The 25,491-nt window shown below is 71.0% G+C and carries 25 protein-coding genes; 10 read left to right on the forward strand and 15 right to left on the reverse strand.

The genetic code is table 11. The features are described from left to right. Positions 1-56 precede the first annotated feature (56 nt). Complete coding sequence (locus tag SPR02S_RS14925) at positions 57-1,097, forward strand: cation diffusion facilitator family transporter (RefSeq protein WP_019057778.1); 1,041 nt, start codon at positions 57-59, stop codon at positions 1,095-1,097. A 78-nt stretch (positions 1,098-1,175) separates the two neighbouring features. Here the strand turns inward: SPR02S_RS14925 and SPR02S_RS14930 are convergent, their stop codons facing one another. Next, positions 1,176-1,625 carry a nitroreductase family deazaflavin-dependent oxidoreductase gene (locus SPR02S_RS14930; RefSeq protein WP_019057779.1) on the reverse strand — a complete coding sequence of 150 codons (450 nt, stop codon included), beginning with the start codon at positions 1,623-1,625 and terminating at the stop codon, positions 1,176-1,178. 198 nt (positions 1,626-1,823) lie between these two features. Here SPR02S_RS14930 and SPR02S_RS14935 point away from each other — a divergent pair, with 198 nt between their 5' ends. The 3 genes from SPR02S_RS14935 to SPR02S_RS14945 all read left to right on the forward strand — a co-directional run bounded on the left by SPR02S_RS14935 (position 1,824) and on the right by SPR02S_RS14945 (position 3,889). Continuing rightward, a complete protein-coding gene (locus tag SPR02S_RS14935; protein WP_019057780.1) occupies positions 1,824-2,282 on the forward strand; it encodes a nuclear transport factor 2 family protein in 459 nt (152 codons plus the stop codon). Positions 2,283-2,445: 163 nt separating this feature from the next. Then, positions 2,446-3,669, forward strand: a complete 1,224-nt coding sequence (locus SPR02S_RS14940) for a cytochrome P450 (protein WP_019057781.1) — start codon at positions 2,446-2,448, stop codon at positions 3,667-3,669. Positions 3,670-3,682: 13 nt separating this feature from the next. Then, positions 3,683-3,889 carry a ferredoxin gene (locus SPR02S_RS14945; protein WP_019057782.1) on the forward strand — a complete coding sequence of 69 codons (207 nt, stop codon included), beginning with the start codon at positions 3,683-3,685 and terminating at the stop codon, positions 3,887-3,889. 156 nt (positions 3,890-4,045) lie between these two features. Here SPR02S_RS14945 and SPR02S_RS14950 read toward each other — a convergent pair whose 3' ends face one another. Further along, positions 4,046-4,924, reverse strand: coding sequence for a sigma-70 family RNA polymerase sigma factor (locus SPR02S_RS14950; protein WP_019057783.1), 879 nt, complete (start codon positions 4,922-4,924; stop codon positions 4,046-4,048). Between the two features lie 80 nt (positions 4,925-5,004). On the opposite strand from SPR02S_RS14950, the gene SPR02S_RS14955 reads away from it, so the two are divergent. Further along, positions 5,005-5,682: an FMN-dependent NADH-azoreductase gene (locus SPR02S_RS14955; RefSeq protein WP_019057784.1), complete on the forward strand. Its 678-nt coding sequence runs from the start codon at positions 5,005-5,007 to the stop codon at positions 5,680-5,682. A gap of 2 nt (positions 5,683-5,684) precedes the next feature. On the opposite strand, the gene SPR02S_RS14960 is transcribed toward SPR02S_RS14955, so the two are convergent. Further along, positions 5,685-6,236 (reverse strand): TetR/AcrR family transcriptional regulator, encoded by a 552-nt coding sequence (locus tag SPR02S_RS14960; RefSeq protein ID WP_019057785.1) that lies wholly within the window; start codon positions 6,234-6,236, stop codon positions 5,685-5,687. A gap of 128 nt (positions 6,237-6,364) precedes the next feature. On the opposite strand from SPR02S_RS14960, the gene SPR02S_RS14965 reads away from it, so the two are divergent. Then, on the forward strand, positions 6,365-6,823 hold the full coding sequence (locus SPR02S_RS14965) for a nuclear transport factor 2 family protein (RefSeq protein WP_019057786.1): 459 nt from the start codon (positions 6,365-6,367) through the stop codon (positions 6,821-6,823). A 30-nt stretch (positions 6,824-6,853) separates the two neighbouring features. Continuing rightward, positions 6,854-7,378 (forward strand): flavoprotein, encoded by a 525-nt coding sequence (locus tag SPR02S_RS14970; RefSeq protein WP_019057787.1) that lies wholly within the window; start codon positions 6,854-6,856, stop codon positions 7,376-7,378. Here the strand turns inward: SPR02S_RS14970 and SPR02S_RS14975 are convergent. From SPR02S_RS14975 to SPR02S_RS15000, 6 genes are all read right to left on the reverse strand, one after another. Next, a complete protein-coding gene (locus tag SPR02S_RS14975; protein WP_019057788.1) occupies positions 7,375-8,196 on the reverse strand; it encodes a hypothetical protein in 822 nt (273 codons plus the stop codon). The genes SPR02S_RS14970 and SPR02S_RS14975 overlap by 4 nt on opposite strands. A 163-nt stretch (positions 8,197-8,359) precedes the next feature. Next, the gene (locus SPR02S_RS14980) at positions 8,360-9,679 is read right to left on the reverse strand and encodes an alpha-glucosidase/alpha-galactosidase (protein ID WP_019057789.1); all 1,320 of its coding nucleotides are present in this window, start codon (positions 9,677-9,679) and stop codon (positions 8,360-8,362) included. A gap of 38 nt (positions 9,680-9,717) precedes the next feature. Next, on the reverse strand, positions 9,718-10,521 hold the full coding sequence (locus tag SPR02S_RS14985) for a carbohydrate ABC transporter permease (protein ID WP_019057790.1): 804 nt from the start codon (positions 10,519-10,521) through the stop codon (positions 9,718-9,720). A gap of 20 nt (positions 10,522-10,541) precedes the next feature. Then, positions 10,542-11,501, reverse strand: coding sequence for a carbohydrate ABC transporter permease (locus SPR02S_RS14990; protein WP_019057791.1), 960 nt, complete (start codon positions 11,499-11,501; stop codon positions 10,542-10,544). 23 nt (positions 11,502-11,524) lie between these two features. Then, a complete protein-coding gene (locus SPR02S_RS14995) occupies positions 11,525-12,808 on the reverse strand; it encodes an ABC transporter substrate-binding protein (RefSeq protein WP_019057792.1) in 1,284 nt (427 codons plus the stop codon). A 22-nt stretch (positions 12,809-12,830) separates the two neighbouring features. Then, positions 12,831-13,775, reverse strand: coding sequence for an endo alpha-1,4 polygalactosaminidase (locus tag SPR02S_RS15000; RefSeq protein ID WP_019057793.1), 945 nt, complete (start codon positions 13,773-13,775; stop codon positions 12,831-12,833). 258 nt (positions 13,776-14,033) lie between these two features. Between SPR02S_RS15000 and SPR02S_RS15005 the strand changes: the two genes are divergently transcribed. Next, positions 14,034-15,005: an aldo/keto reductase gene (locus tag SPR02S_RS15005; RefSeq protein WP_019057794.1), complete on the forward strand. Its 972-nt coding sequence runs from the start codon at positions 14,034-14,036 to the stop codon at positions 15,003-15,005. 77 nt (positions 15,006-15,082) lie between these two features. On the opposite strand, the gene SPR02S_RS15010 is transcribed toward SPR02S_RS15005, so the two are convergent. Then, positions 15,083-15,862, reverse strand: a complete 780-nt coding sequence (locus SPR02S_RS15010) for a phytanoyl-CoA dioxygenase family protein (RefSeq protein ID WP_019057795.1) — start codon at positions 15,860-15,862, stop codon at positions 15,083-15,085. 577 nt (positions 15,863-16,439) lie between these two features. Between SPR02S_RS15010 and SPR02S_RS15015 the strand changes: the two genes are divergently transcribed. After that, the gene (locus SPR02S_RS15015) at positions 16,440-18,233 is read left to right on the forward strand and encodes a ricin-type beta-trefoil lectin domain protein (RefSeq protein ID WP_019057796.1); all 1,794 of its coding nucleotides are present in this window, start codon (positions 16,440-16,442) and stop codon (positions 18,231-18,233) included. 3 nt (positions 18,234-18,236) lie between these two features. Here SPR02S_RS15015 and SPR02S_RS15020 read toward each other — a convergent pair whose 3' ends face one another. The 4 genes from SPR02S_RS15020 to SPR02S_RS15035 form a co-directional block, all read right to left on the reverse strand. Continuing rightward, a complete protein-coding gene (locus SPR02S_RS15020; protein WP_019057797.1) occupies positions 18,237-18,728 on the reverse strand; it encodes a universal stress protein in 492 nt (163 codons plus the stop codon). A 16-nt stretch (positions 18,729-18,744) separates the two neighbouring features. Then, the gene (locus SPR02S_RS15025; RefSeq protein ID WP_019057798.1) at positions 18,745-20,058 is read right to left on the reverse strand and encodes an arsenic transporter; all 1,314 of its coding nucleotides are present in this window, start codon (positions 20,056-20,058) and stop codon (positions 18,745-18,747) included. A gap of 7 nt (positions 20,059-20,065) precedes the next feature. After that, positions 20,066-20,776, reverse strand: coding sequence for a DUF4232 domain-containing protein (locus SPR02S_RS15030; RefSeq protein WP_019057799.1), 711 nt, complete (start codon positions 20,774-20,776; stop codon positions 20,066-20,068). Between the two features lie 144 nt (positions 20,777-20,920). Further along, positions 20,921-22,312, reverse strand: a complete 1,392-nt coding sequence (locus SPR02S_RS15035) for a serine/threonine-protein kinase (RefSeq protein ID WP_019057800.1) — start codon at positions 22,310-22,312, stop codon at positions 20,921-20,923. A 46-nt stretch (positions 22,313-22,358) separates the two neighbouring features. On the opposite strand from SPR02S_RS15035, the gene SPR02S_RS15040 reads away from it, so the two are divergent. Next, positions 22,359-22,910, forward strand: a complete 552-nt coding sequence (locus SPR02S_RS15040; protein WP_019057801.1) for an RNA polymerase sigma factor — start codon at positions 22,359-22,361, stop codon at positions 22,908-22,910. 25 nt (positions 22,911-22,935) lie between these two features. Here the strand turns inward: SPR02S_RS15040 and SPR02S_RS15045 are convergent, their stop codons facing one another. Beyond that, positions 22,936-25,311 (reverse strand): SpoIIE family protein phosphatase, encoded by a 2,376-nt coding sequence (locus SPR02S_RS15045; protein ID WP_019057802.1) that lies wholly within the window; start codon positions 25,309-25,311, stop codon positions 22,936-22,938. Between the last annotated feature and the right edge of the window lie 180 nt (positions 25,312-25,491).

Below are 25,491 nucleotides of genomic sequence, written 5' to 3' on the forward strand. Positions count from 1 at the left end.
GAAACCGGTCCTTCGGTAGAGGGTGTGAGCAGCACCTTCCGGGGCAGTCGGCGAAGATGAGTGACAAAGCCGCCGACCCTGAGAAGGATCACCCGTCCGACCGTACGACGGACCAGGAATCCGATGGCGCGACGGACCGGAAGACCCGGGTCACCGTCTTCGTCGCACTCGCCGCCAACCTGGTGATCGCGGCCGCCAAGGCCGTCGGCGGTCTGGTCGCGGGGTCGCCCGCGCTGCTCTCGGAGGCCGCGCACTCGGTGGCCGACAGCCTCAACGAGGTCTTCCTTCTCGCGGCCCTGCGCCGCAGCCGCCGCCCCGCCGACCGGCGGCACCCGTTCGGCTACGGCAAGGAGCGGTTCTTCTGGTCGCTGCTCGCGGCCGTGGGGATCTTCGTGATGGGCGCCTGCTTCTCCGTGTTCCAGGGGATCGAGGCCTTGCGGAACGGAGCGGAGGAGACGTCCACCGGCTATGTGGTGGGTCTGATCGTGCTCGCCGTGGCCCTGGTCGCGGAGGGGACCTCGCTGTTGCGGGCCCTCCACCAGGTGCGTGCCCAGGGCGGCGGCACGGACGCGCTGCGTGACCCGGCGCTGCGGACCGTGGTCGCCGAGGACGGCACGGCCGTGCTCGGCGTGACCCTCGCCATCATCGGCATGGCGCTGCACATGATCACCGGACAGGTGGTGTGGGAGGCGTGCGCCTCGATCGCGATCGGAGTACTGCTCGGCTATGTCGCCTACCGCCTCGGCCGCGACGCCCGCGACCAGCTCATCGGCGAGGCCGTAGATCCCGAACTCGCTGACAGGATCCGCTCGTTGCTGGCGGCCGAGCCCGAGATCGACAGCGTGGAAGCGCTGTTCACGATGCGGATGGGGCTCGACTCGACGATGGTCGCCGCCCGCATCGACCTCGTGCCCGGCATGGACAGCGAGCGGGTCGAGGAGGTCTCCATGCGGATCAAGGAGTCCCTCGGCCGTGCGGTGTCCGAGACCGGCGAGATCTTCCTGGACATCACCGACCGGCCGGCGCAGGAGGAAGACCTCGTTGCGGAGGAGGCAGCGGAAAGCCCCGCCGCGACGGGGGAGCGCGGCGGGGCCTGAACGTCGGATGCCCGACGGTCACCGGTTCATGCCCCCCGGATACAAGAAATTCTCTCCGGGCCGGTCAGTCCCCGGGACTCAGCTTCCGGCGGCCGGTTCGAGGACGAACACGGGGATCTGCCGGTCCGTCTTGGTCTGGTACTCGGCGTACGGGGGATACGCGGCGACCGCCCGCTCCCACCACTCGGCCTTCTCGTCGCCGGTGACCTCGCGGGCCGTGAGGTCCCACTTCTGCGGTCCGTCCTGCAGCTCGACGTGCGGATCGGCCTGGACGTTGAAGTACCACACCGGATGCGTGGGCGCACCGCCCTGCGAGGCGACGACGGCGTAGACCCCGTCGTGCTCGACACGCATCAGCGGGGTCTTGCGGATCTTCCCGCTCTTGGCACCCACCGTCGTCAGCAGGATCACGGGCAGACCCGTGTCCATCAACGTCGTCCCCTTGGTGCCGCCAGAGCTCTCGTACAGCTCGACCTGGTCGCGCACCCACTGCGACGGGCTGGGTTCGTACTCGCCCTGAAGAGGCATGTCATTCGTCCCATCTCGCGTTCTACGGCTGTCCAGCACCGAGATTCAACACCAGCCGGTGCCGGATTCATCCACACCGCGACTCTCTTCGGCCACGCCCCCTCCACCGGGTGACTACCTCGGAGGTAATCGCACCGGAACGGCCTCTCGGGCACAGTCGGCACCCCGAACGACCACCGGCCGAGAGAGAGCACGCCCATGCCCACGACCCCGACCACCCGCACCGTCGTAGAAGACCTGCTCCACCGGATCGGCCACGCCGAGCCCGAGCGCGTCGCCGAGTTGTACGCCGAGCACGTCGACTGGAGGCTCGACTGGCCCGAGGGCGAGCACGGCCGTCCGGCCACCCCGTGGATCCGGCACCGTGCCACCCGCGCCGACGTCGCCGAGCACTTCCGTGAGCTTGCCGCGCATCATGCGCCGGGACAGGTGGGCACGGAGGTCGCGCGCATCCTGGTCGACGGCGAGGACGCGGTGGTGCTCGGCGAGATCCGGCTGGTCGCCAGGTCCACCGGACGGTCGTATCGCGCCAGGTTCGCCCTCCACCTCACCGTCCGGGACGGGGTGATCGTCCGCTATCACGTGTACGAGGACAGCCTCGCCGTGTCCCTGGCCTTCGCCCCGGCGGACGGCGGGACTCCGGTCGCGGGCGGGTGACGTTGGACCGGTCCCGCGACCGTGATCGTCGAGCCGGCCGGGGCCATCAGGTTCGGCCAGATTGTAGGTACCACCGATCTGGCCGAACTTCAGGTGGCCTCATAGGTGCCTCGGGCATCTAATGAAGATCGGCAAGACGCACTCTTCGTCTGCGAGGTCTTCCATGACGGATCTGACGGAACTGACGGCTCCGACCGACCTGCCCGAACCCGTCTCCTTCCCACAGGACCGCACCTGCCCCTACCACCCGCCCGCCGGCTACGACCCCCTCCGCGCCGCCCGCCCGCTGACCCGCGTCACGCTCTACGACGGCCGCACGGCCTGGCTCGTCACCGGGCACGCCGCCGCCCGCGCGCTGCTGGCCGACCAGCGGCTGTCCACCGACCGCAGCCGGCCCGATTTCCCCGTGACCAACGAACGGTTCGCGGCCGTCCGGAACCGCAAGGTCGCCCTGCTCGGCGAGAACGACCCCCAGCACCGCACCAAGCGGCGGATGATGATCCCCGCCTTCACCGTCAAACGCGCCACGGCGATGCGGCCCGACATCCAGCGGATCGTCGACGAACTGCTCGACGCGATGATCGCCCAGGGTCCGACCGCCGACCTGGTGTCCGCGTTCGCGCTGCCCGTTCCCTCGATGGTGATCTGTGCGCTGCTCGGCGTCCCGTACGCCGACCACGAGTTCTTCGAGGCCCAGTCCCGGCGCCTGCTGCGCGGTCCGAAGGCCGAGGACAGCCAGGACGCCCGCGATCAACTGGAGGCGTATCTGGACGAGTTGATCGACCGCAAGCAGCAGAGTCCGGGCGAGGGGGTGCTGGACGACCTCGTCCGGGAGCAGCTGAACGAAGGGGCGCTGGACCGCGAGGAGTTGATCTCCCTCACGATCATCCTCCTCGTCGCCGGCCACGAGACGACCGCCAACATGATCTCCCTGGGCACCTACACGCTGCTGCTCCACCCCGAGCGGCTCGCCGAACTCCGGGACGATCCAGGGCTGTTGCCCGACGCGGTCGAGGAACTGATGCGGTCGCTGTCCATCGTGGACGGGCTGATGCGGCAGGCCCTTGAGGACATCGACGTGGACGGCACGACGATCCGGGCCGGCGAGGGCGTGATCTTCTCGGCCGCGGTCATCAATCGCGACGAGGACGTCTACACCGCTCCGGACACCCTGGACTGGCACCGACCCACCCGCCACCACGTCTCGTTCGGATTCGGCATCCACCAGTGCCTCGGCCAGAACCTCGCCCGCGCCGAACTGGAGATCGCCCTGCACAGCCTCTTCGACCGGCTGCCCACGCTGAGCCTGGCCGTGCCGGCGGAGGAGATCCCCTTCAAACCCGGCGACACGATCCAGGGGATGCTGGAACTCCCCGTGACCTGGTAAGAGGCTGCGCTCCATGCACACGGAAATCCACATCGACAAGGACATCTGCATCGGGGCGGGCCAGTGCGCCCTCGCCGCCCCGAGCGTCTTCACCCAGGACGACGACGGCTACAGCGCGGTGCTGCCGGGCAAGGAGGACACCGACGACCCGATGCTCAGGGAGGCGGCACGGGCCTGCCCGGTGAGCGCGATCACGGTGTCGGACAGGGCGGTGGGCTGAGCGGGCTGCTCCGCAGGGGCGGGGCTGCTGGGTGACCGGTTCCTGAGTGCGGTGGCCGGCGGGCTGGGCTGAGCGGTTCCTGAGGAGGCGGTGGCCGGCCCGCCGGGCCGAGCCACTTCCTCCTGCCGCGAAGCCGATCCCTCCAGCCCGCCCACCTCAACCCACCATCCCAAGCACCCCCACCTCGACTCCCCGCAGCCCCTCCCGCCCCGCGACCACCTCGTACGCGGCAACCCGCCCACCCTCGACCCTCACCCGGAGAGCCAGCAGCAACCGTCCCCCCGGCGCGACCACGAGACCCACGTCCCCGTCGACAAGGGCTAGGGCCGCGAACCGCGTCCGGTGCCGCAGCAACACCGTCCCCTGCGCAACCGCCCGGGCGCCGCGCAGCTCGGCCGCCACGCCCGGTGGCAACACGGCGGGGTCGGCGTACCGGGCGACATCGGGGGCGAGTACGTCGAGGAGCGCGCCGAGGTCACCGCCCCGCGCGGCGGACAGGAACGCCTCGACGACCTCCCGGTGCCGGTCGAGTGCGGCGCCCGGCACCACCGGCGTGCCCCGCACCTTGTGCCGGGCCCGGCTGGCGAGCTTCTTCGCGGCGGGCCGGGACCGGTCCAGGACCGCCGCGACGCTGTCGAACGGCACCGCGAACAGATCGTGCAGCACGAACGCGACCCGCTCCGCCGGACCCAGCCTGTCCAGCACCACCAGCAGCGCGAGCCCCACCGAGTCGGCGAGTACGGCCTCGTCCTCGGGCAGCTCGTCGGCGCTCGGCTCCGGCAGCTCGTCGCCGTAGGGATCCTCGCGTCGGGACGCGCGTGAGCGGAGCATGTCCAGGCAGATGCGCGAGACGACCGTCGTCAGCCAGGCGGTCAGGTTGTCGATGCCGTCGCCGCCCGTACGGTCGAGCCGCAGCCAGGCCTCCTGCACCGCGTCGTCCGCCTCGCCGAGCGACCCCAGCATCCGGTACGCGACCGCCCGCAGCTGTCCCCGCCGCTCCTCGAACCGCTCCGCCAACTCCTCGTGCCCCCGCATGGGTCACCTTTCCTCGCCGTGCTCCGTCACCTGTCCGACGTACACGAAGACGTAGACGAACCGACCGAGGTGACCACACCATGCTGCTGCACATCGACTCCAGCGCCGACACGACCGCCGACTCCGTGACCAGGCAACTCACCGAGACCTTCGCGCGCACCTGGCGCACCGCGCACGGCAGCACGGGGGACCACCGTCACCGCGACCTCTCCGCCGAACCGGTGCCGCCGATCACCTCCGCCTACACCACCCTCGGCCGCCGCGTGGAACGCGAGGGATTCGTCCCGCCCGCCAAGGTCCCCGCACTGATCGAGAGCGCCGCCGAGCGGCACGAGTGGGAGCTGACCCTGCCGCTGGTCACCGAACTACTGGGCGCCGACACGGTGTTGCTCGGTGTCCCGATGTACAACTTCTCGGTGCCCGCGCCCCTGAAGGCATGGATCGACCGCGTCACCTTCCCCGGCGCGCTCACCGACCCGGACACCGGTGAGAGCCTCCTGCGCCACACCCGTGTGGTCGCGGTGATGGCGCGCGGCGGCGGATATGGACCCGGCACCCTGCGCGAACACCTCGACTTCCAAATGCCGTACCTGAAGGCCTACTTCGGCAACCTGGGCGTACCGCCGGAGCACCTCCACCTCGTCGCCGCCGAACTGACCCGGGTCGACGTCCTGCCCCAACTGGCCGGCCTGGAGGACCTGGCGGCGGCCTCCCTCACCCGGGCTCGTGCCACGCTCACGGAACTCGCCGCAGCCTGACGTCAGTTGGCCCGCGACAACGCCCGGGCCGCCTCCCGCGCCTCCGCCGCCGGCTCCGCGCTCCCGGTGATGCCCGCCGTGACCATAGCCCCCTCGGCCAGCAGGAACAACTGCCCGGCGAGTATGGCGGGCAGCCCCGCGTCCGCCACGAGACCGGCGAGACAATCGCGGAACGCCCGCTTGTGCGCCCGCACTTGGGTCACCACTCGCTCGGAGGTCGCGCCGAGCTCGCCGTACGAGTTGATCCACGCGCAGCCGCGGAAATCGGCCTCGCCGAACCACTGCTCCAGCCAGTCGAAGACGGCCGGAATCCGCTCCTGTGGATCATCGTGCCGCTCGACATGTTCGGCGAGGCGTCCGCGCCAGCGCAGGTCTCGCCGTTCGAGATACGCGACCACCAACTCCTCCTTCGCGGGGAAGAGTTGGTAGAGCCGCTTGAGGGAGAGCCCGGAGGCGGTGCGGACGGCGTCCATGCCGACGGCCTGGACCCCCCGCCCGTAGAACAGCTTCTCGGCGGCGTCCAGCGCCTGCTCCCGGGCGACTTCGCTGTCCATGGACCCGGCCCCTCCTTGACGTGAGAACGTGCGTTCTCTACGTTAGCAGCCACCTGGAGAACGAACGTTCTCCACCCCATTCCGTCCCACCCCACCTCATCCCATCCCGTTCCGTTTTGGAGACGACCATGGCCGACCGCCCTCCCCTCCCGCCCTTCACCCGAGAGACCGCGGCCCAGAAGGTCCAGGCAGCCGAGGACGCCTGGAACACCCGCGACCCGCAGCGCGTGGCGCTCGCCTACTCGGAGGACTCCGTCTGGCGCAACCGCGACACCTTCGTCACCGGCCGCGCCGAGATCGTCGAGTTCCTCGCCGCGAAGTGGACCCGCGAGCACGAGTACGCACTGCGCAAGGACCTGTGGGCCTTCGACGGCAACCGCATCGCCGTTCGCTTCCAGTACGAGTGCCGGGACGCCGACGGGCAGTGGTGGCGGTCGTACGGCAACGAGTTGTGGGAGTTCGACGAGCACGGCCTGATGACCCGGCGCGAGGCGAGCATCAACGACCTGACCATCGAGGAGAAGGACCGGCGCGTCTTCGGGACCCGGCCGGAGTCCGAGCGCGGCCGGTCATTTCCGCTCCAGTAGGCCCGGGAGGCTGGGCAGTAGGGTTCCCGGATGACCGAACCCGACGGAAAATCCTTCCTCTACGTCGTCGTCTGCGCCGCCGGGATCGCCGCCGACGTCGGCCAACTGATCGCTGCCGCACAGAAGTTGGGCTGGGAGGTCGGGGTGATCGCGACTCCGGTCGCCGCGTCCGGTTTCTTCGACATCGCCGCCGTCGAGGCACAGACCGGCCGCCCCATCCGGTCCGCCTGGCGCGTGCCGGGCGACCCGCGCCCCTTCCCGCCCCCGGACGCCGTGCTCGTCGCGCCCGCCACCTTCAACACGATCAACAAATGGGCGGCGGGTACGGCGGACACCCTCGCCCTCGGCACCCTCTGCGAGGCGTACGGCCTCGGTGTCCCGACCGTCGTACTCCCTTGTGTGGGCGAGGCGTTGGCCGCCCATCCCGCGTACCGGGCGAGCCTCGCGCGGCTGCGCGAGATGGGCGTGCGGTTCGGGGACCCGTACTCCGGTGAGGTCCAACCCGACGGCGGGCGGCCGGAGTTCGGCTGGGAACGGGCGCTGGACCTGCTCTAGCCGCAGGTCACGGTCGGTCCCGCCAGCATGCCCCCGGTGTACAGCGCCTGGCCCTGCGGCATCCAGTAGCCCAACTTCGAAACCACCGTGGAACAGCGGGACTTGAGGGCGACCTGGACCACCACCGTGTCCGGGTGCCCCGGCTGGAGATCGGTGAGCGCGCAGTCCAGGGCGTGCGGGAGCCGGGCCTGCGACGGGTGGCGGCCGACCAGCGGGTTGACGCAGCGCGGGTCGGACGTGGTCAGCTCCGCGCCCGTGCCCTCCTCCGCGATCAGCCCGAACCGTGCGCTGCCGTCGCCCTCGTCACTGTGCCGGTGGACCGTGTATGTCAGGGTCGTCACCGAGTCGGGCCGCAGCGTGTTCCGGTCCACCTCGATGCTGTGCGTGGCCTTTGGCCTGGGCGCGGTCAGGGTCAGCGTGGCGTGGAGGGTGCCCCGCAGGTCCACGCCCGCGGGTGCGGATTGGACGCGCACGGTGGCCGTGAAGTCGTACGTCCCCGGACCCGGATACTGGCCCGACCCGGGCATCGTGCCGGACGCGGCCGTCGCGCCGTCCCGCTCGGCGGTCCAGGTGCCCGAGGTGCGGCACGTGTACCGGACGGTCGACCTGAGCTGTCCGCAGGCCGCGGGAGCCGAGACCGCCATGGTCGGGGTGCCACTGCCCGCGCACAGGCTGACCACGGCGTGCTGGCCGCGTGCGCCGTGCAGGGTGCCCGCGGGCGCGCACAGGGTCGACGGCGGCTCGGGCGGGGACGGCGCCGGGTCCGTACCGCCCCACGCGGGCGACATCAGGGCCAGCGGCAGCACGGCCGCCCCCATCACAGTCCTCAATCTGGTCGAACGTCTCGGCACCGAGTTCCTCCCGTACGGCCACGACCGGCCGGGTGCCGGTCGCCTGCGCCGAGGATGCGGGACCCCGGTAGCCGCCCGGCCGCTCCCACGCCGGGCGGACGGGGGCGGTCACACCAACGCCGGACGGCCTTCAGTGCCCCAGCGGGACCCGCAGCTCCGGCTGCAACAGCTCTCCGTGCGCCGCTACGAGGTTGTCGCACAGGTCCCAGATCCGCTCGACCGGCAGCGCCGCAGCCGTCGCCGGGTCGGCCATCGCCGCGTGCCGGATGTGGCGCGGGTCGCCGTCCGTGGCCGCGCGGACCACCAGGTCGGTGACGGAGACGTACGCGCTGTTGAGGGCCGCGCACTGCGGGGGCAGGGCGCCGATCCGGGTCGGCTGGACGCCCAACGCGTCGATCAGGCAAGGGACTTCGACGACCGAGTCGGCGGGGAGGTTGTCGATGAGGCCACGGTTGGGGACGTTGCCGTAGATCGTGCGGGGTGTGCCGGTGACGATGCTGTGGATGATCTGCGGGGCGTACTCCAGGGTGCCCTCGACGGGGAGCGGGATGCCGGAGGCGAGGGCGTCGCGGGTGCGTTCGTAGCTCGCGGTGTTCTCCTCGATGATCTCCAGGTACGCGCCGACCGGTAGCCGTAGCCGCTCGATCTCGCTGTCGTGGTGGAGATACCAGGGCACGTACTCGGCGGAGTGCTCGCTGGTCTCGGTGGGGTAGTGGCCGAGTCTGCGGTACATGTCGACGCGGACTCGGCGCAGGAGTTCGGGGTCCTTCGCGATCGTCTCGTCGAGGAGGGGGTAGAGGCTCTGCCCGGCCTGCTCGAAACGCAGCACCCAGGCCTGGTGGTTGACGCCTGCGGCGAGGTAGGAGACCTCCTCGAAGGGGACGCCGATCAGCTGGGACAGGTCGTGCATCGTCCAGTACACCGAGTGGCACAGGCCCGTCGCCTTGAGGGCGGGGGCGATGCGGCTCAGGTAGAGGAGGTTCATCGCCATGGGGTTGGTGTAGTTCAACAGGTGGGCGTCCGGGCAGAGTTCGGCCATGTCCTCGGCGAGTGACTTGAGTACCGGGAAGGTGCGCAGCGCGCGGAAGATGCCGCCGATGCCGAGGGTGTCGGCGATCGTCTGGCGCAGGCCGTAGCGGGCCGGGATCGCGAAGTCGGTGCGGGTGGCCTCGTTCATACCGACCTGGACGATGTTGACGACGAAGTCGGCGTCCGCGAGGGCCGCCCGGCGGTCGAGGTGCGCGGTGATCTCCGGCTCGGCGTCCCGTACTTGGGCGATGTGCCGGGCCGCGCCCTCCGCCGTCGCGAGGCGTTCCGGGTCGATGTCGTGCAACGCGATCCGGGCGCGGGCGAGTTCGGGGAAGGCGAACAGGTCGGCGAGTAGCCCCTGGGTGAACACCACACTGCCGGCGCCGATGAAGGCCACCTTCACAGCGCTGCCGTCTGTCATCAAGTTCCTTTCAGGGAAGCGGTGTTGGGGTGTGCTGCTCATCCCTTGAGTCCGCTGGACGTCAGCGACTGGATGAACGTCCTCTGCGCCAGCAGGAACGCCACCAGCACCGGCACGACCGTGATGACGTTGCCCGCCATCACCGCCGACCACTTGGTGTGGTGCTGCCCCTGAAAGGTCGTCAGGCCCAATTGGAGGGTGTATTGGGTGTCGTGGTTGATCGCGATCAGCGGCCACGACAGGTCGTTCCAGGTGGACAGGAAGGTGAGGACGGCGACCGTGGCGAGCGCCGGGCGGGCCAGCGGCATCACGATCGAGAACAGCACCCGCAGCCGCGAACACCCGTCGATCCAGGCGGCCTCCTCCATCTCCCTCGGCAGCGCGAGGAAGAACTGCCGGAACAGGAACACCGCGAACGGCGTCACCAGCGACGGCAGGATCAGCGCGCCCAGCGTGTCGATCAGCCCGAACCACTTCATCACCAGGAACGTCGGGATCATCGTCAGCTGGAACGGCACGACCATCGTCGCCAGCATCAGCCCCAGCAGCAGCCGCGACCCGGCGAACCGCATCCGCGCGAACGCGTACCCGCCGAGCGACCCCAGCAGCAGATTCGACACCACCGCCACCGACGCCACGATCAGCGAGTTGGCGAACCAGCGCGGGAACATCGCGTTGCCCAGCACATACCGGTAGCCGCCCAGGTCAACTCCCTTGGGCCACAAGGCCGGTGGGAAGCGATTGATCTCCGCGTTCGTCATCACCGAGCTGAGCAGCAGCCACACGAACGGCAGCGCGAAGCACAACGCAAGCGGCGCCAGCACCAGATGCCACGCACTCATCCGCCGAGCACGCCGTGCCCTCATCGGACCCCTCCGTCCGTACGACCCTGCCGCCGCCGTACGACCCGCAACGCGCCGCCCGCCACCAGTAGCGCCACCGCGAGGACGTACGCCGACGCGGCGCCGTAGCCCGCGGTGAACATCTGGAAGGCCTGCTGCCAGACGAAGTACACGATCACCGTGGTCGAGCCCAACGGACCGCCCTTGGTCGTCACATAGATCAGGTCGAAGACCTGGAGCGAGGTGATGAACTGCCACAGCAGCAGGAAGACGGTGACCGGGGTGAGCGCGGGCAGCGTCACATGGCGCAGCACCTGCGCCCGGCCGGCGCCGTCGATGCGGGCCGCCTCGACGAGTTCGGGCGGTACGTCCTGGAGCGCGGCCAGGTACACCACGACGCAGAAGCCGACCCCGCTCCACAGTGAGATCAGCACCAGCAGGTACAGCGCCTGGTCCGGGTCGGCGAGGAACCCCTGGGCGGAGATGCCGAGTTGGTGCAGCAGCGCGTTGGCGACGCCGAACTCCGGGTCGAGGATGAACGAGAACAGCACGCCCTGCGCGGTCGCCGACACCACGAACGGGATGAACACCAGCGTGCGGTACAGGCCGATGAGCCGGATCCGGCGGTTGAGCGCCAACGCCAGCGCCAGGCCGCCGACCAGACTGAGCGGTACGTACAGGGCCGCGTACAGCAGCGTATTGCCCACCGCAGTACGGAAGTTGGGGTCCTGGGCGAGGGCGCGGTAGTTGTCGAGGCCGACCCAGCGGCCGGGCGTGACCAGGTCGTCCGCGCGGAACGACAGCAGCAGCGACCAGACGACGGGCACGACACTCAGCCCGAGGATCACCACCACCGACGGACCGATGAACGCCCAGGCGGTGGACCGCTCTTGACGGGCGCGACGGCGAGCGGCGCGGCGCGCGGCCCGGGCGGCGGCGGGCTGCGCGGGAAGGGTGAGGGCGCGGGGCAGTGTGGACATCGGGGTCTCCCGGAAGGGGGAAGTCACCTGGGGATCAGCAGGGCCGCGTCGGCCTTGTCGGCGCAGGAACGGAGCGCCTTCTCGGGGGAGTCCCGGCCGAGCAGCACGGAGACGATCGCCTCGCCCAGCGCCTGCGAGATCTGCGGATACGCGGCGTGGACGGGCCGGACGCGCGCCGAGCGCAGGCTGTCGGTGAAGACGTCGAGCCCGACCGTACGGGCGCTGTGCTCCCGCCACTCCGGCCGTGCCGCGGTGCCCGTGCTCAGCGGCAGCCCGCCCGCCGAGATGTCCCAACGGACGTCGTGGACGGGCGAGTTCATCCACTGCACGAACTCCACGGCCGCCCGGGAACGGGCCGAGCCGTTGTCGAAGACCGTCCAGGTGTCGGGGCCGGAGATGGTGACCGCGTGCCCGCTGTACGTCGGCAGCGGCACGACCCCGTAGTCGATCTTCGCGGTGATGATGTCGGGCAACTGCCAGGGACCGGTGGCGACCATGGCCATCCGGCTGTTGAGGAACACCTGGTAGAGCTGTTCGCTGCCGGGCTTGGTGTCGAGGTACGCGCTTTTGTCGTGGCCGAGTTGGGCGAGCGTCCGGAGTGCCCGTACGCCCTGGTCGGCGAAGCCGATGTGCTTGCCGTCCGGTGCGACGACCTCGCCGCCGAGATCCCACAGCATCGGCCACAGCCGCCACACCGTGTCCTCGTCGCCGACGGCCGGCCAGCCGGTGCCGAAGACGCCTCGGTCGTGGTCCGTCAACTGCCGTGCGGTGTCAGTGAATTGGTCCCAGTTCCAGCCGGGCTTCGGGTAGTCGAGCCCGGCCTGCCGGAACAGTTTCTTGTTGTAGACGACGGCCAGCGAGTCGAGCACCGCGGGCGCGGCCCGCACCCGGCCGTTGACGGTGACCGCGTCCCGTACCGGCTTCCAGAACGTGTTCCACGGTGTCGGCCCGTCGCGCATCGCGGACGTCAGGTCGACGACGCGTGGGCTGCGCGCCACGCTCGCCAGGTCGGAACCGAAGATGTAGGCGATGTCCGGGTAGGAGCCGGCGGCGAGCGCGGCGGTCACCTTCTGGAGCATCGCGTCGGCCAGCACCCCACCGCCGCCCGGGTCCACGCGGATGGTGGGGTGGGTCCGGTTGAACTCGGCGACCAGCGCCTCCACCGCCTTGCGGCCGGTGTCGACCTGCCCGTGCCACAGCTCCACGGTCACCCGGCCGTCCGCACCGACCCCGTCAGAGGCACCGCCCGCACAGCCACTCGCGGCACCGATGGCGGTGGCCCCGAGCAGCAGCCCACGGCGTGACATCCCGTTCCTCATCACGGCCTCCTCACCGCACCTTGCGGACGTAGTCGGAGCTGCCTGGCGTCGACACGTCCACGTCCCGGCGCACGATGCTGAGCCTCCCGGCGAAGCCCGAACGGGCCTTGCGCAGACCGGAGTCGGAGTACTCGATGACGATGACCCGGTCGGCGAAGGCCTGGGCGTACTCCCCGCACTCGTCGTACTCGGCGCACTCCTCCGCGATCGCGAAATCGAGCCCGGTCCGCTTTCTCAACCCGGCCAACTCCACCGTGTTCTTCTGGGCGATGGCGAGACGGCGGGCGTGCGCGTGCCGGGAGAGCAGGGTGATGAAGGCGGTCGCGTCGTTCGCCGTCAGGAGGTCGTCGGAGCGGGTATAGCTGTCGTAGTTGTCGGGCTCGACGGCGTCGAAGCCCTTGGTCGCGCAGCCGTCGATCCACCGGTTCACCCGTGCCGCCACCCGTGCCCGCTTCGCCGCCGTACCGATGTCGAGCAGCGCTTCGCCCCAGTCCTCGTCGACGACCACCTCGCCGTCCGCGTCCCGCAGCAGCAGGTCGGCGGGCCAGGAGGCGCGCTCGTCCGGCTGGGCCTGGAACGCGTTGACGTAGCAGATGTTGTAGAGGCCGGGCGCGGGCGCCGCCGTACGGTCGCGGCTGACGATCCTGACGCCGGTGGGTGGGGGATAGGCGCCGCCGATCTGGTAGTCGAAGTCGGCGTGCAGCGGCGGGAGTTGGACCGTGCCGGGCGTCGAACGCGAGGCGCTCGCCGACGGGGTGGGGCGTTTCGACGTCCTGGGGCTCTTCGACGGTGCCGCGCGGGACGGGCTCTCCGAAGGCGCCGCGCGTGACGGCTGCTCCGGCGCCGAGCTGTTCGTGGTTCCGCAGGAGGTCAGTACCGCCGCGGTCGCGACGGCGCCGCTCAGGACAGCGGCCGTCCCGAGACCTCCGACGCGGGAGACACCCTTGACGGGCATGTCCGCTCCATCAATCGCGGGTACGACCCCGCCTCGGACCGGATGGAGCCGCGGTCCTGGCGACTGTGGCCGGGCTTGGAACCTGTCCGCTACCGGCTGGGCGCACCTCTGCGTACCGCGCCGCACGCGCGGGCACGTCCAGGATCAAAGCGCCCGGCCGGGCCGGCCGTCAAGGGTGCGCGCATATCCGCGACTTCGAGTGCTCACGAAGTCGTACGCTCCGAAGCGGTACCGAACTCGAAGGCAGGAGCAGCAACGATGCAGTACGTGAAGCTCGGTTCGACCGGCCTGGACGTCTCGCGGATCTCTCTGGGCTGCATGACCTACGGCCTCCCGGACCGCGGCACCCACGAGTGGACCCTCGACGAGGAGGCGTCGCGCCCGCTGATCCGGCAGGCGCTGGAGGCCGGGATCAACTTCCTCGACACGGCGAACGTCTACTCCGACGGCACCAGCGAGGAGATCACCGGCCGGGCGCTGAAGGACTTCGCCCGCCGTGACGAGGTCGTCCTCGCGACGAAGGTGCACGGCCGGATGCATGACGGGCCGAACGGCAGCGGCCTGTCCCGCAAGGCGATCATGACGGAGATCGACCACAGTCTCGAACGGCTCGGCACCGACTACGTCGACCTCTACCAGATCCACCGCGCCGACCCGCACACCCCGGTCGAGGAGACGATGGAGGCGCTGCACGACCTGGTGAAGGCGGGCAAGGTCCGCTACATCGGGGCGAGTTCGATGTACGCGTGGCAGTTCGCCAAGCACCAGCACGTTGCCGAGCGGCACGGCTGGACCAAGTTCGTGTCCATGCAGAACCACTACAACCTCCTCTACCGCGAGGAGGAGCGCGAGATGCTGCCGCTCTGCGCGGACCAGGGCGTGGGCGTGCTGCCCTGGAGCCCGCTGGCGCGCGGCCGACTCACCCGGGACTGGGGCACCACCACCGAGCGCAGCAGCACCGACAACTTCGGCAACCGTCTCTACCAGGACGGTGACCGCGCCATCGTCGAGGCGGTCACCAGGATCGCCGGCGACCGGGGCGTCCCGCGTGCCCAGGTCGCCCTGGCCTGGCTGCTGCACCAGAGCACGGTGGCCGCACCGATCGTCGGCGCGGGCAAGCCGCAGCACATCGAGGATGCCGTGGCCGCCGTCGAACTGGAGCTGAGCGACAAGGAGTTGGAGGAGCTGGAGCAGCCCTACGCTCCGCACGCGATCAGCGGGCATTCCTGACGCATCACCAACAGGGCTTGCTCCAGGTCTGCTGACACAGCTCAATAGCGCCTGCTCCAGGCACTCTTGACGCTCCGTCAGTGCGGGCCGTGCGGTGCGAACTCCGTGCCGCACGGTCCCGCCCCGGCGCTCTGCGCCAGCGGCACCCGCTCGCCACTCATGGAGATCGTCCGGTAGAAACTCCCGATGTGATCCGCCGAGCGGCCCACGTAGTGCCCGATGAACGAACGGCGGAAGCGGTCCGCGCTGCGATTGGGCTGCGAGCCGTGCACCAGGCTGCCGTTGAAGAACAGGACGTCGCCGGGCGCCATGTCGACCGGTACGGGCGTGAGCCCCGGCGGCGGTGGCACGTACTCGCGCGCGAAGGACACCCCGGGATCCGCTTCCTCCGGGCAGAACACGTCCGTGCGATGGGTGCCGGGCACGACCTCCAGGCCGCCGTTGTCCCGGTCGATCTCGTCGCAGGCGATCCACGCGGCCACACAGGTGCCCGGCTCGGCCCGCAGATAGAAGTTGTCCTGGTGCAGGGCCTGGCCCCGCGCCCCCGGCGGCTTGAAGTAGAACATGCTCTGCGCGGCCAGTACTTCCTCGCCGAACAGGGTCTCCAGGACGCTCCGCAGGCGCGGGTCCAGGAGGAAACGCAGGGCGAGTTGGCTGATCTCGTGCGGGTGCATCACCCTCGGGTGGGTCCGGAGGGGATCGTCGGAGACGCGCGGTTCGAAGTGCCCGGGCACCGGACCGGCCGCGTGCAGCGCCGTGAACTCCGCGCAGAGCCGGTCGATTTCGTCGTACCCGAACAATCCGCGCGCGATCGTGTACCCGTCCTCCGCGAACGCGCCGAAGTCCGTGGCCGTCATACGGGACCTCCTCGGTGTGGTGTCACCACCACAGTGCCAGGCGGCCGGACGCCCGCCTATTGGTTCCGCGCGAACTCCCCGATCGGTGCTGGTGGGGAAGTCGTCAACTCCCGTGACGCCAGTGCCCCGTCCGGCAATGGGCCGGGCGGCCGGAACATGACCTGGGAAAACCGGAAGAAGGGCCGTCCCCAGAGGTGACACGTGAGGTGTGGCGAGCGCTCCCGGCCAATGGTTTCTGGATTTCCGGTGTGGATACCGTGGCAATCCCATAACGGACCCGATTGACGAATCGTCAAAATGCGGGGACCCGAACGCAATGCACAAAACGGAGGCAGACCTTGTTCCGCCTCGCTGACCTGTGCAAAGGTGTGCCTGTCGGCGCGCGGGCACATAGATGATTCCCCTCCGCGCGCTCGAGGCCGCTCCCGTACGTCACCCCCCTTGCTTCAAAAGAGCTGCCCCAGGCGGACGTTCGGGATGCCATCAATCGGACGGGTGGACTTTGTCGACCTGTCGACGGGGTCACATACCCGCCGGTATGGGCCGAATTCCGCGTTTCACCTGGAGGAATGCAGCCGTGAAGGACGCAGGTCCCTCGAATTCCCCGACTTCCGCTCACCACTTCGAAGTGACCGACGAGCAGCTCAGCGCCGAGCTGAAGAAGTGGACGGGGACGACGCCCGCGCTGCAACCCGTCGGCGAACTGCTGGACCGGCACTGGGAAGCGGCCTTCGCCTATGCGCGGCTGTGCACCGACGGATCGCACCACGCCGGAATGCTCACCACGGCCGCTTTCACCCGGCTCTTCGGGGAATCCCTGCGGCAGTCCGGACCGACCGCGGCCTGGCGTCCCCAGGTGCTGGTCACCGTCCGCCGTATCGCCACGGAATGGGTCGCCGACCACCGGCAGGAAATGCTCCACCCCGATCTGCGCTGGGAGAACGGCGAGATCGACCGCGTCGCGGCCCGGATGCTGCCCGTGCCCGAACGACGCCTGCTCTCCCGGTCGTTCCAGCGGCTGCCCCAGGCGGCCCGCACACTGCTCTGGCACATCGAGGTCGAGTCCGAGCCCTATGCGATACCCGCCGGACTGCTGGGCCTGGACGAAGAGGGCGCCGACGTCGAACTCGGGCGTGCCCGCGGCCGGTTGCGCGAGGAGTGCCTCCAGGTCCACCGCGAACTCGCCCAGGACGACGAGTGCATGCGGTACATCCGGCTGCTGGACGTCACCTTCCGGCGCGGCGGCGCGGAGGTCGACCCGGACCTCGCCATGCACCTCAGCGTCTGCAAGCACTGCCGGTACACCGCCGACCAGTTGAACCAGTTCAACGCCGGGCTCGGCATCGCGCTGGCCGAAGCGGTGCTCGGCTGGGGGGCGCGGGCCTATCTGGAGGTCAGGGCCGGCAGCCGCGCGCTGCCCGCCGAGGTGCCGTCCGCCTCGACCGAACTCGCGGTGCACCCCGGCCCGCGGCGCGGCGAACTGAGATCGGCCCACAAGGCGGCCCGCCGCGTCCGCCGCCGCAACCTCGCCGTCGCCGTACTGACCGTGAGCGGACTGGTCGTCCTCCCGCTCGTCCTGTGGTCGATCGGCGGCTCCGGCGGCGACAAGACCACGACCGAGAACCAGGCCGCCGGCGCCTCCGGCACGGGCAAGGAATCCGCCGACCCGTCCTGGGCCAGCAAGAACGACACCACCCAGGGCACGCTCAGCGGCCGGCTGCACAACGTCGAGTCCGGCCTGTGCATCGGCGTCGCCGGCAACAAGCCCCTCAAGGGCACCGAGGCCGAACTGCAGACCTGCTCCTCGGCGGCCGGCCAGCAGTGGTCGTACGAGACGGACGGCAAGCTGCGCAGCACCGCCGACCCCGGCCTGTGCCTCGACTCGCACCTCGCCTTCGAGGTACAACTCGCCCCCTGCACGGGCACGTCCTCGGCGACCGCGAAGAACATCCGCTACGACTTCACGCTCCAGGGCATCCTCGTCCCGCGCTGGAACCAGGACCTGGCCCTGGCCCCCGCCTCCACCGACGGCGGCGGCGCGCTCGTCCTGAAGACGCGGGCGGACGGCTCGACCCAGCGCTGGGTCTTCGACACCTCGAAGGCCGACCCGCAGATGCAGGTCGTCAACTGGGACACCGACTCCACCGACGCGCCGAGCGCGACACCGAAGAAGGCCGCCCCGACGCCCTCGAAGACCCCGACGGCCACGCCCACCCCGACCGCGTCGACCCCGCAGTCCACACCGACGACGTCGCCCCCGACCACGGACTACTGCGACGCCTACCCGTCGTACTGCGAGGGGAACGGTCAGAACGACGGAGGCTGGTCCGGCGGCGGATACGGCGGCGGTGGCGGGCACCGCGGCCACTGACCCTCAGTGGTGGTGCGGCGGTGGCGGCGGCAGGGTCGAGATGCCCGGCGCCGCCTCCGGCCACACCAGCAGCACCGGACAGGGCGCGTGATCGACGGCGAACCGTACGGCGGGCCCGAGACTGTGCGGGCCGAGCCGGGCCCGGTCGCCGTCGCGGGCCAGCACCAGCAGATCGGCGTCCCCGGCGGCGGCCACCACCTCGCGCTCGACCCGCCCGGCCCGCTCCGTCCGGACGCACGGCCGCCCCAGCCGCTCGGCCGCCGTCTCCAGCAGCTCCGCCGCGGACGTACTGCCGAGATCCTCCAGCCGGGTCCCGGGATCGCGCTTCGGACCACCCCGGCCGAGCAGCCCGGCGAACGCCCCGTGCGCGACCTCGGGCACATCCGGCCCGCTCACATGCAGCAGCACCACCTCGTCCGCCTCCGGCGCATGCGTCCGTACGGCGTCCACGCAGGCGGGCCAGGTGCCCTCGACCAGCCAGGCGATCACACGCATTCGGTCTCCCTCGGTGTCAGAGAACCTGGAGCGACACCCACAGTGCCAGCACCGCCGGGACGAGTGCGGACGGCACGGCGAGCAGCCCCAGCTTCGTGAACTCCTTGAGATCCACGCCGTGTTCGTGCTGATGCACGATCCGCCGCCACAGCAGCGTCGCGAGCGACCCGGCGTAGGTCAGGTTCGGCCCGATGTTCACCCCGAGCAGCACGGCGAGCACGGCCCCCGGCCCGGACTGCGCGGTGAGCGGCAGCAGGACCAGCACCGCCGGCAGGTTGTTGATGAGATTCGCCAGTACGGCGGCCAGGGCGGCGATCCCGAGCAGCGCCGCGATGCCGGTGCCGCCGGGCAGCAGGTGCCCGAGCGCGTCCGAGAGCCCGTTGTCCACCACCGCCCGCACCACGATCCCGAGCGCCAGCACGAACGCCAGGAAGGATGGCGCGGCGGCCCGTACGACCGTGAGCGGGGTCGCCTGCCGCCGGAGCAGCGCCCGGCCGGCGAGGACGAGGGCGCCCGCCAGCGCGGCCCACGCCGGATCGATGCCGATCGCCGAGGTCAGCACGAACCCGGCGAGGGTGCAGGCGACGGTCGCCAGCGCGAACACCGGCAGCTCGGGCTTGTCACCGGAAGTCGGGGAGGGTGCCGCCGCCGCGAGGTCGCGGGTGAAGAACTTCCGGAACACCAGATACTCGGCGCCGATCGCGACCAGCCAGGGCAGCACCATCAGCCCCGCGAAGCGGGTGAAGCTCAGGCCGCTCGCCGCGAACGCGAGGAGGTTCGTCAGGTTGGAGACCGGCAGGAGCAGCGAGGCGGTGTTCGAGAGGTGCGTGCACGCGTAGACGTGCGGCTTGGGACGCACGCCCATCCGGGACGCCGTCGCGAACACGACCGGCGTCAGCAGCACGATGGTCGCGTCCAGACTCAGCACGGCCGTGATCAGCGAGGCCAGCGCGAACACCGCGGTCAGCAGTCGGCTCGGACTGCCCTTCGCCCACTCCGCCATCCACGCCCCGCAGGCCCTGAACAGCCCCTCCACATCGCAGAAGTGGGCCAGCACGAGCACCGCGGCGAGGAACCCGACCACCGGCCCGAGCTGCTCGGCCTCCGCCCGCGCGTGGTCGAGCGAGATCGCCCCGGTGGCCACGGCGATCCCGGCGGCCGGGACCGCCAGCACCGCCTCCGGCCACCCGAAGGGACGGACGACGGCCCACACGAGGACGGCGACGAGCAGGACGACGGACAGGGTTTCGGCGAGCGGGGTGTTCAGCGGACGGTCCTCCGGGACGCGGGACGTGGTGCCCGCCCCATGTAACCAGGCCGCGGCGCGCAACCCGTGATCAGGAACCCGTACCCGCGCTGAGCACCGTCAGACGCACCGTGGACGAGTTGCCCGACAGGGGCACCGCGCCGGCCGTCCACTTCACGTGCAGCGAGTCCTGCTCGTCGGGCGGGGTCACCGCGAGCCAGCTCGCGGTCGCCGTCTTCGCGCCGCTGACCTCCGGGTTGGAGAAGGACAGGCCCGCCCAGGCGCTCTGCCCCGGCTTCAGCGTGACCGTGGTGGCGCTGCCGGACTCGCGCTGCGGGTCGTCGCCCAGCTGCGTGCCGGACGCGTTCAGGAACGCGGCGCCGGGATAGCCGCGGACCGTGCAGGTACGGCCGGACGAGTTGGTGAGGACGATCGGGAAGTTCTCCTGCCCGGCGCCCGGGTCGTTGGCGCCCACCTTCGCCTTCAGCTCGGAGGTGTGGCACCGGGTGCTGCTCGCGGTGCCGGTGTTGGTGCTCGTGCCGCCGGAGCCCGAGGACGTGGAGGAACCCGACGAGGTCGAGTTCGAGCCCGTGGCGGTGTCGGTGCCGCCCGACGTGGAGGCAGGCGTGCCGGACCCGTCGGCCGAGGCGTCGCCGCCCGCGGGCGCGGCCGTACCCGACTGGGTCTGCGGGCTGCTCACCGTGCCGCTGCCGTTGTCGCAGGCCGTCGTCGTCAGACCCAGGACGGCGATCGCGCTCACGAGCAGGGCCGCCCGGCGCAGGGACTGGGACGAGTTCGCCATCTTCAACACTCCTGGTGGTTCACCACACGCACTTCGGCGTGCCGACCGCGCCTCATGCGCCGTCACACTGATCCGATACGGACGGGCGCCGAAAAGTTCGCGACTCCGCCGGGATCTTTTCCTGGACTTGGGATTCGACAGTGATCAGGTGACCCGCAGCGAGCGGAGTATGCGCGAGGTCGCGTCCCCGCTGTGCTGCCGGATCTGGACGTACACCTGGGGCTGCGCGGCGCCGCCGACCATGCGCAGCGCGGTCTCGGAGAGGGTGCCCGTGCCGCCCGAGCAGTCGCTCCAGGTGCGGATCGTGCCGCGCCAGGTCGCGTTCGCGTAGGCGTGGCTGCCGTCGTAGTGGCAGCCGGAGTGGGCGATGTCGTCCACCTCGGTCGTCACGCTGCCGTGTTCGCTGAGGCCGATGAACACGCCGTTCACGTCCGCCGAGAGGTCCGGCCACTTCGCCAGGTCGTCGGCGACGGCCAGCCCCGGCTCGTGCCCGGACTGCAGACCGAGGGTCTGCGGATTCCAGCCCGAGTCGCGCAACTGACGGCCCCACGCGGCGGGCACCTCGGCCACGATCCGGCCGGTGCTGTCCTTGACCCGCAGGTCGGAACTCTTGGACGACGACGGCAGGTTCAGCACCACGGCGCCCGTGCCGGCCGCCACCACGACGAACAGACCCGCCATCAGCGCGACACTCCGGTGCCGGCTGTGCGGCCTGCGCTGCTTGCGCTGCCTGCGCGTGGGGGCCGCCTCGGCGGCCAGCCGCTCCAGCTCCTCCGCGAACTCCCGCGCCGTGGGCCAGCGCTTCTCCCGGTCCGGCTCCAGCGCGCGGAACAGGGCCCGCTGCACCTCGGGGGACACGTCCGGCCGCAGCCGGTCCGGCCGTACGACCTGTCCGGGCGCCCCCGGGACCGTGCCGGTGAGCAGCTCGTAGCCGACCGCGCCCAGGCTGTACACGTCGGCACGCTCGTCGATGCCGTACCCGGGCTGCGCCTGCTCCGGCGGCTGGTAGCCCGCGGAACCGGCGGCCAGGGTGAGGCCCGACCCCTGCGCCAGGCTCTTGGCCAGACCCAGGTCGGCGAGCAGGACGCGGTAGCTGCCGTCCGGGGCGCTGCGCAGCAGCACGTTCGTCGGTTTGATGTCCCGGTGCACGATCCCCGCCTTGTGCAGCGCGGCGGCGCCCCGGGCGGCCAGCGCGGTCAGCCGCAGCGCCTCGGAGACGGGCAGCGGACCCGACGTGAGCAGATCGGCGAGGGTGCCGGCGTCGGCGTACTCCATGACGAAGTACGGCCGCCCGTCGGGCAGCTCACCGATGTCGTAGACCTGCACCACCCGGTTCGAGTCGGCCCGGCGCAGCAGCCGGGCCTCGGAGAGGAAGCGGGCGACGATGTCGAGGCGGTGCGCCCAGTTGTCGGCGAGGACCTTCACGGCCACCGGGGCTTCGAGCACGTCGTCGTGCGCGAGCCAGACCGTGCCGAACGCGCCGGTGCCCAGGCGGCGTTCGAGTCTGTAGCGGCCGATCTGTTCGACGAAGTGCATGCGACTATCATGCCTGCTCGTAGACCGAGGCGGAGGAGTGGATCCAGTGCAGGACAAGGCGCGGACCGAGGAACTGGCGCGGCGGGCCGCGGCCGGTGACCCGGGTGCCCTGGACGAACTGCTGCGGACGATCGGACCCGAGGTCCTGCGGCGGTGCGGGCGCTTCCTGCCGTGCCGTGAGGACGCCGAGGAAGCGGCCCAGGACGTACTGATGCAGGTCGCCCGGAAGATCGGCACGTTCGAGGGCCGCAGCCTCTTCAGCACCTGGCTCTACACGGTGGTCGCCAACGGCGCCCGGCAGAAGTACCGCGAGCTGAAGCGGCGGGCCGCCGAGCAGCCCGCCGAGATCGACGTGTCACAGCACGTCGACCCGCGCACCACGAGCGTGATCGCCGGGTCGAAGATCGACCTCCTGGAGGCGCTGGAACGCCTGGAGCGGGAGCAGCCGCATCTCGTCGAGCCGCTGGTCTACCGGGACATCTGCAACCTGGAGTACGCCGACATCGCCGAGCGGATCGGCATCCCGCTCGGCACCCTCAAGTCCCGGCTGCACGAGGCCCGCCGCCAGGTCAGGCCCTGGCTGACCGAGCTCTCCTGAGCCTACCGACCTCTCCCGATACGGCTCAGACCTCGTCGAAGAGCGAAAGCTCCGCCCAGATCGTCTTGCCGTCCGCCGTGTGCCGGCTGCCCCAGCGCTGGGTGAGCTGTGCGACCAGCAGCAGCCCGCGCCCGCCCTCGTCCCAGGTCTTGGCGCGGCGCAGGTGCGGGGCCGTGTGATTGGTGTCGGAGACCTCGCAGATCAGCGTGGTCGCGTCATGGATCAGCCGGAGCCGGATGGGGTGCGCGCCGTAGCGGATCGCGTTGGTGACCAGCTCGCTCACCACCAGCTCGGCCGTGAAACCGGCCTCGCTCATGTTCCAGCTGTCGAGCTGCTCCACGACCTGCTTGCGGATCGGGGCGACGAGCGAGGGATCGGCCGGGATGTCCCAGGTCGAGACCTGCTCGGCGGGCAGCCCCTGGGTGCGCGCCAGCAGCAGCGCCACGTCGTCGGCCGCGCCGCCCGGCGGGAGTACGGCGTGCAGGATCCGGTCGCAGGTCTCGTCCAGCGAGTCCGAGGGGGCGTACAGGGCGTCGAACAGCAGCCGTTGACTGACGTCGAGGTCCCGGTCCCGGTTCTCGATCAGCCCGTCGGTGTACAGCGCGAGCACGGTGCCCTCGGGCAGCTCGAACTCGGCCGACTCGAAGGGCAGCCCGCCCAGACCCAGCGGCGGCCCCGCGGGCAGGTCGACGGGCTCGGGCGGCCCGCCGGGCCGGATCATGACCGGCGGCGGATGACCGGCACGCGCCAGCGTGCAGCGCCGGGACACCGGGTCGTACACCGCGTACAGGCAGGTCGCGCCGACCTCGCCCGGGCTGCCCTCGCCACCGGCCTCCGCGGACAGCCGTACGACGAGGTCGTCGAGGTGGGTCAGCAGTTCGTCGGGGGCCAGGTCGATGTCGGCGAGGGTGCGGACGGCCGTGCGCAGCCGGCCCATCGTGGCGGAGGCCTGGATGCCGTGGCCGACGACGTCCCCGACGACCATGGCGACCCGCATCCCGGACAGCGGGATCACGTCGAACCAGTCGCCGCCGACTCCGGCGCGCGCCGCCGGCAGATAGCGCGAGGAGGCCTCCAGGGCGGCTGTGCGCGGCAGTTTGCGGGGGAGCAGGCTGCGCTGGAGGGCCAGTGCGGTCTCGCGTTCGCGGGAGAAGCGCCGGGCGTTGTCGATGCAGACGGCGGCGCGGGCGGTGACCTCCTCGGCCAGCAGGACGTCGTCGTCGGCGAACGGATCGATGCGCCGGTACCGGGTGAGGACCGCCACGCCGAGGGTGACGCCGCGGGCCTGGATCGGTACGGCCATCGAGGAGTGGATGCCGTACTCCTCGACGCGCCTGGTGCGGGTGCGGTCCCAGGCGAGCCAGAGTTCCAGGTCCCGGCCCGAGGCGACCAGCGTGCGGCCCGCGACCAGCGCGTCGGCCTGCGGGGACTGCTCCGGGTACAGGTTCAGCTGGCCCGGTTTCGCGACCGCCTCGGGGCTGCCCTGCTGCACCGACTGGTGCGCGGCCCGGCGCAGCCTGATCGGCGCGGTGATCGCGGTCGGGAGCTCGCCGCCGTGCTCCTGCGGGTCCAGCAGGTCGATGCTGACGAAGTCGGCGAGGGCCGGCACGCAGACGTCCGCGAGCTCCTGGGCCGTACGGGTGACGTCGAGGGTGGTGCCGATGCGGACGCTCGCCTCGTTGACGAGTTGCAGCCGCTCCCGCGACAGGTAGTTCTCGGTGAAGTCGTGCGCGGCCAGACACACGCCCCGCACCCGCCCCTCGGCGTCGGTGATCGGCGCCATCCGGGCCAGCCACGCGTGCGCGGCGTCCTCGCCGCCGGTGCGCATGTAGATCTGGAAGTCCTCGGCGGTGCCCGAGGTGAGCACGCGCAGCATGTACTGCTCCAGCTCCGCGCTCTGCGTCTTCCCGCCGATCTCGGTGATCCGCAGCCCCTGGATGCGCTCCTCGGGAAGCCCGATCACATCGGCCATCGCGTCGTTGACCCGGCTCAGCCGCAGCCGCTCGTCGTAGACCGCGATGGCACACGGCGACTGGGTCAGCGCGGCGGTCGCGAGAGGGTCCTCGGCTGCGGGCGGGCCGCCCCCCTCCAACGGCGTCACGACGAGCCAGTCGCCAGGCCCGCCGTCCCGGGGCCGCCGGTGGTGGGCCAGCAGCCACACGGACACGGCGCGCCCGTCGCGATGGCGCAACGCCACCGTGCCGTCCCAGCGGGCACCCGTGATCGCGGGCAGCGCCTCGGCACCGTCGGCCAGCAGCCCCACGGCCGGGCGGCCCACGACCTCGTCCGCGGCGTGGCCGAGGAGCCGCCCGGCCCCGTCGTTCCACTCCACCAGAGTGCCCGCGTCGTCGATGACAACCCGCGCCGTCGCGGCATCGTCGAACGGGTAGACCGGTCTCATCGTCGCCACTCCATTGCGCGCACTCACAGTGAACAGTCACGCCACTTGCGTTCCAGCCTAGTGCGTCACAGTCTCGCGCGGACGAGAACCCCCAGGGCCGGGGGGTACCCGTGGTCAAGGGGGAAAACCGGTCGAAGTGCCCCACGGGACAGCTGTCTGCCTCCGCACTCTTGACGCCCC

It is taken from the genome of Streptomyces prunicolor NBRC 13075 (assembly GCF_000367365.1).
Classification (GTDB): domain Bacteria; phylum Actinomycetota; class Actinomycetes; order Streptomycetales; family Streptomycetaceae; genus Streptomyces; species Streptomyces prunicolor.

What these genes read in the sequence shown, in the direction of transcription:
- SPR02S_RS15010 (WP_019057795.1), bottom strand. Translation starts at nt 15,862, where the DNA reads ATGACGGCCACGGACTTCGGCGCGTTCGCGGAGGACGGGTACACGATC.
- SPR02S_RS14935 (WP_019057780.1), top strand. Translation starts at nt 1,824, where the DNA reads ATGCCCACGACCCCGACCACCCGCACCGTCGTAGAAGACCTGCTCCAC.
- SPR02S_RS14930 (WP_019057779.1), bottom strand. Translation starts at nt 1,625, where the DNA reads ATGCCTCTTCAGGGCGAGTACGAACCCAGCCCGTCGCAGTGGGTGCGC.
- SPR02S_RS14995 (WP_019057792.1), bottom strand. Translation starts at nt 12,808, where the DNA reads ATGTCACGCCGTGGGCTGCTGCTCGGGGCCACCGCCATCGGTGCCGCG.
- SPR02S_RS15035 (WP_019057800.1), bottom strand. Translation starts at nt 22,312, where the DNA reads ATGCACTTCGTCGAACAGATCGGCCGCTACAGACTCGAACGCCGCCTG.
- SPR02S_RS15000 (WP_019057793.1), bottom strand. Translation starts at nt 13,775, where the DNA reads ATGCCCGTCAAGGGTGTCTCCCGCGTCGGAGGTCTCGGGACGGCCGCT.
- SPR02S_RS14990 (WP_019057791.1), bottom strand. Translation starts at nt 11,501, where the DNA reads ATGTCCACACTGCCCCGCGCCCTCACCCTTCCCGCGCAGCCCGCCGCC.
- SPR02S_RS14955 (WP_019057784.1), top strand. Translation starts at nt 5,005, where the DNA reads ATGCTGCTGCACATCGACTCCAGCGCCGACACGACCGCCGACTCCGTG.
- SPR02S_RS15005 (WP_019057794.1), top strand. Translation starts at nt 14,034, where the DNA reads ATGCAGTACGTGAAGCTCGGTTCGACCGGCCTGGACGTCTCGCGGATC.
- SPR02S_RS15045 (WP_019057802.1), bottom strand. Translation starts at nt 25,311, where the DNA reads ATGAGACCGGTCTACCCGTTCGACGATGCCGCGACGGCGCGGGTTGTC.
- SPR02S_RS14945 (WP_019057782.1), top strand. Translation starts at nt 3,683, where the DNA reads ATGCACACGGAAATCCACATCGACAAGGACATCTGCATCGGGGCGGGC.
- SPR02S_RS15020 (WP_019057797.1), bottom strand. Translation starts at nt 18,728, where the DNA reads ATGCGTGTGATCGCCTGGCTGGTCGAGGGCACCTGGCCCGCCTGCGTG.
- SPR02S_RS14970 (WP_019057787.1), top strand. Translation starts at nt 6,854, where the DNA reads ATGACCGAACCCGACGGAAAATCCTTCCTCTACGTCGTCGTCTGCGCC.
- SPR02S_RS15030 (WP_019057799.1), bottom strand. Translation starts at nt 20,776, where the DNA reads ATGGCGAACTCGTCCCAGTCCCTGCGCCGGGCGGCCCTGCTCGTGAGC.
- SPR02S_RS14965 (WP_019057786.1), top strand. Translation starts at nt 6,365, where the DNA reads ATGGCCGACCGCCCTCCCCTCCCGCCCTTCACCCGAGAGACCGCGGCC.
- SPR02S_RS14985 (WP_019057790.1), bottom strand. Translation starts at nt 10,521, where the DNA reads ATGAGTGCGTGGCATCTGGTGCTGGCGCCGCTTGCGTTGTGCTTCGCG.
- SPR02S_RS14950 (WP_019057783.1), bottom strand. Translation starts at nt 4,924, where the DNA reads ATGCGGGGGCACGAGGAGTTGGCGGAGCGGTTCGAGGAGCGGCGGGGA.
- SPR02S_RS14960 (WP_019057785.1), bottom strand. Translation starts at nt 6,236, where the DNA reads ATGGACAGCGAAGTCGCCCGGGAGCAGGCGCTGGACGCCGCCGAGAAG.
- SPR02S_RS14975 (WP_019057788.1), bottom strand. Translation starts at nt 8,196, where the DNA reads ATGGGGGCGGCCGTGCTGCCGCTGGCCCTGATGTCGCCCGCGTGGGGC.
- SPR02S_RS14980 (WP_019057789.1), bottom strand. Translation starts at nt 9,679, where the DNA reads ATGACAGACGGCAGCGCTGTGAAGGTGGCCTTCATCGGCGCCGGCAGT.
- SPR02S_RS14940 (WP_019057781.1), top strand. Translation starts at nt 2,446, where the DNA reads ATGACGGATCTGACGGAACTGACGGCTCCGACCGACCTGCCCGAACCC.
- SPR02S_RS14925 (WP_019057778.1), top strand. Translation starts at nt 57, where the DNA reads ATGAGTGACAAAGCCGCCGACCCTGAGAAGGATCACCCGTCCGACCGT.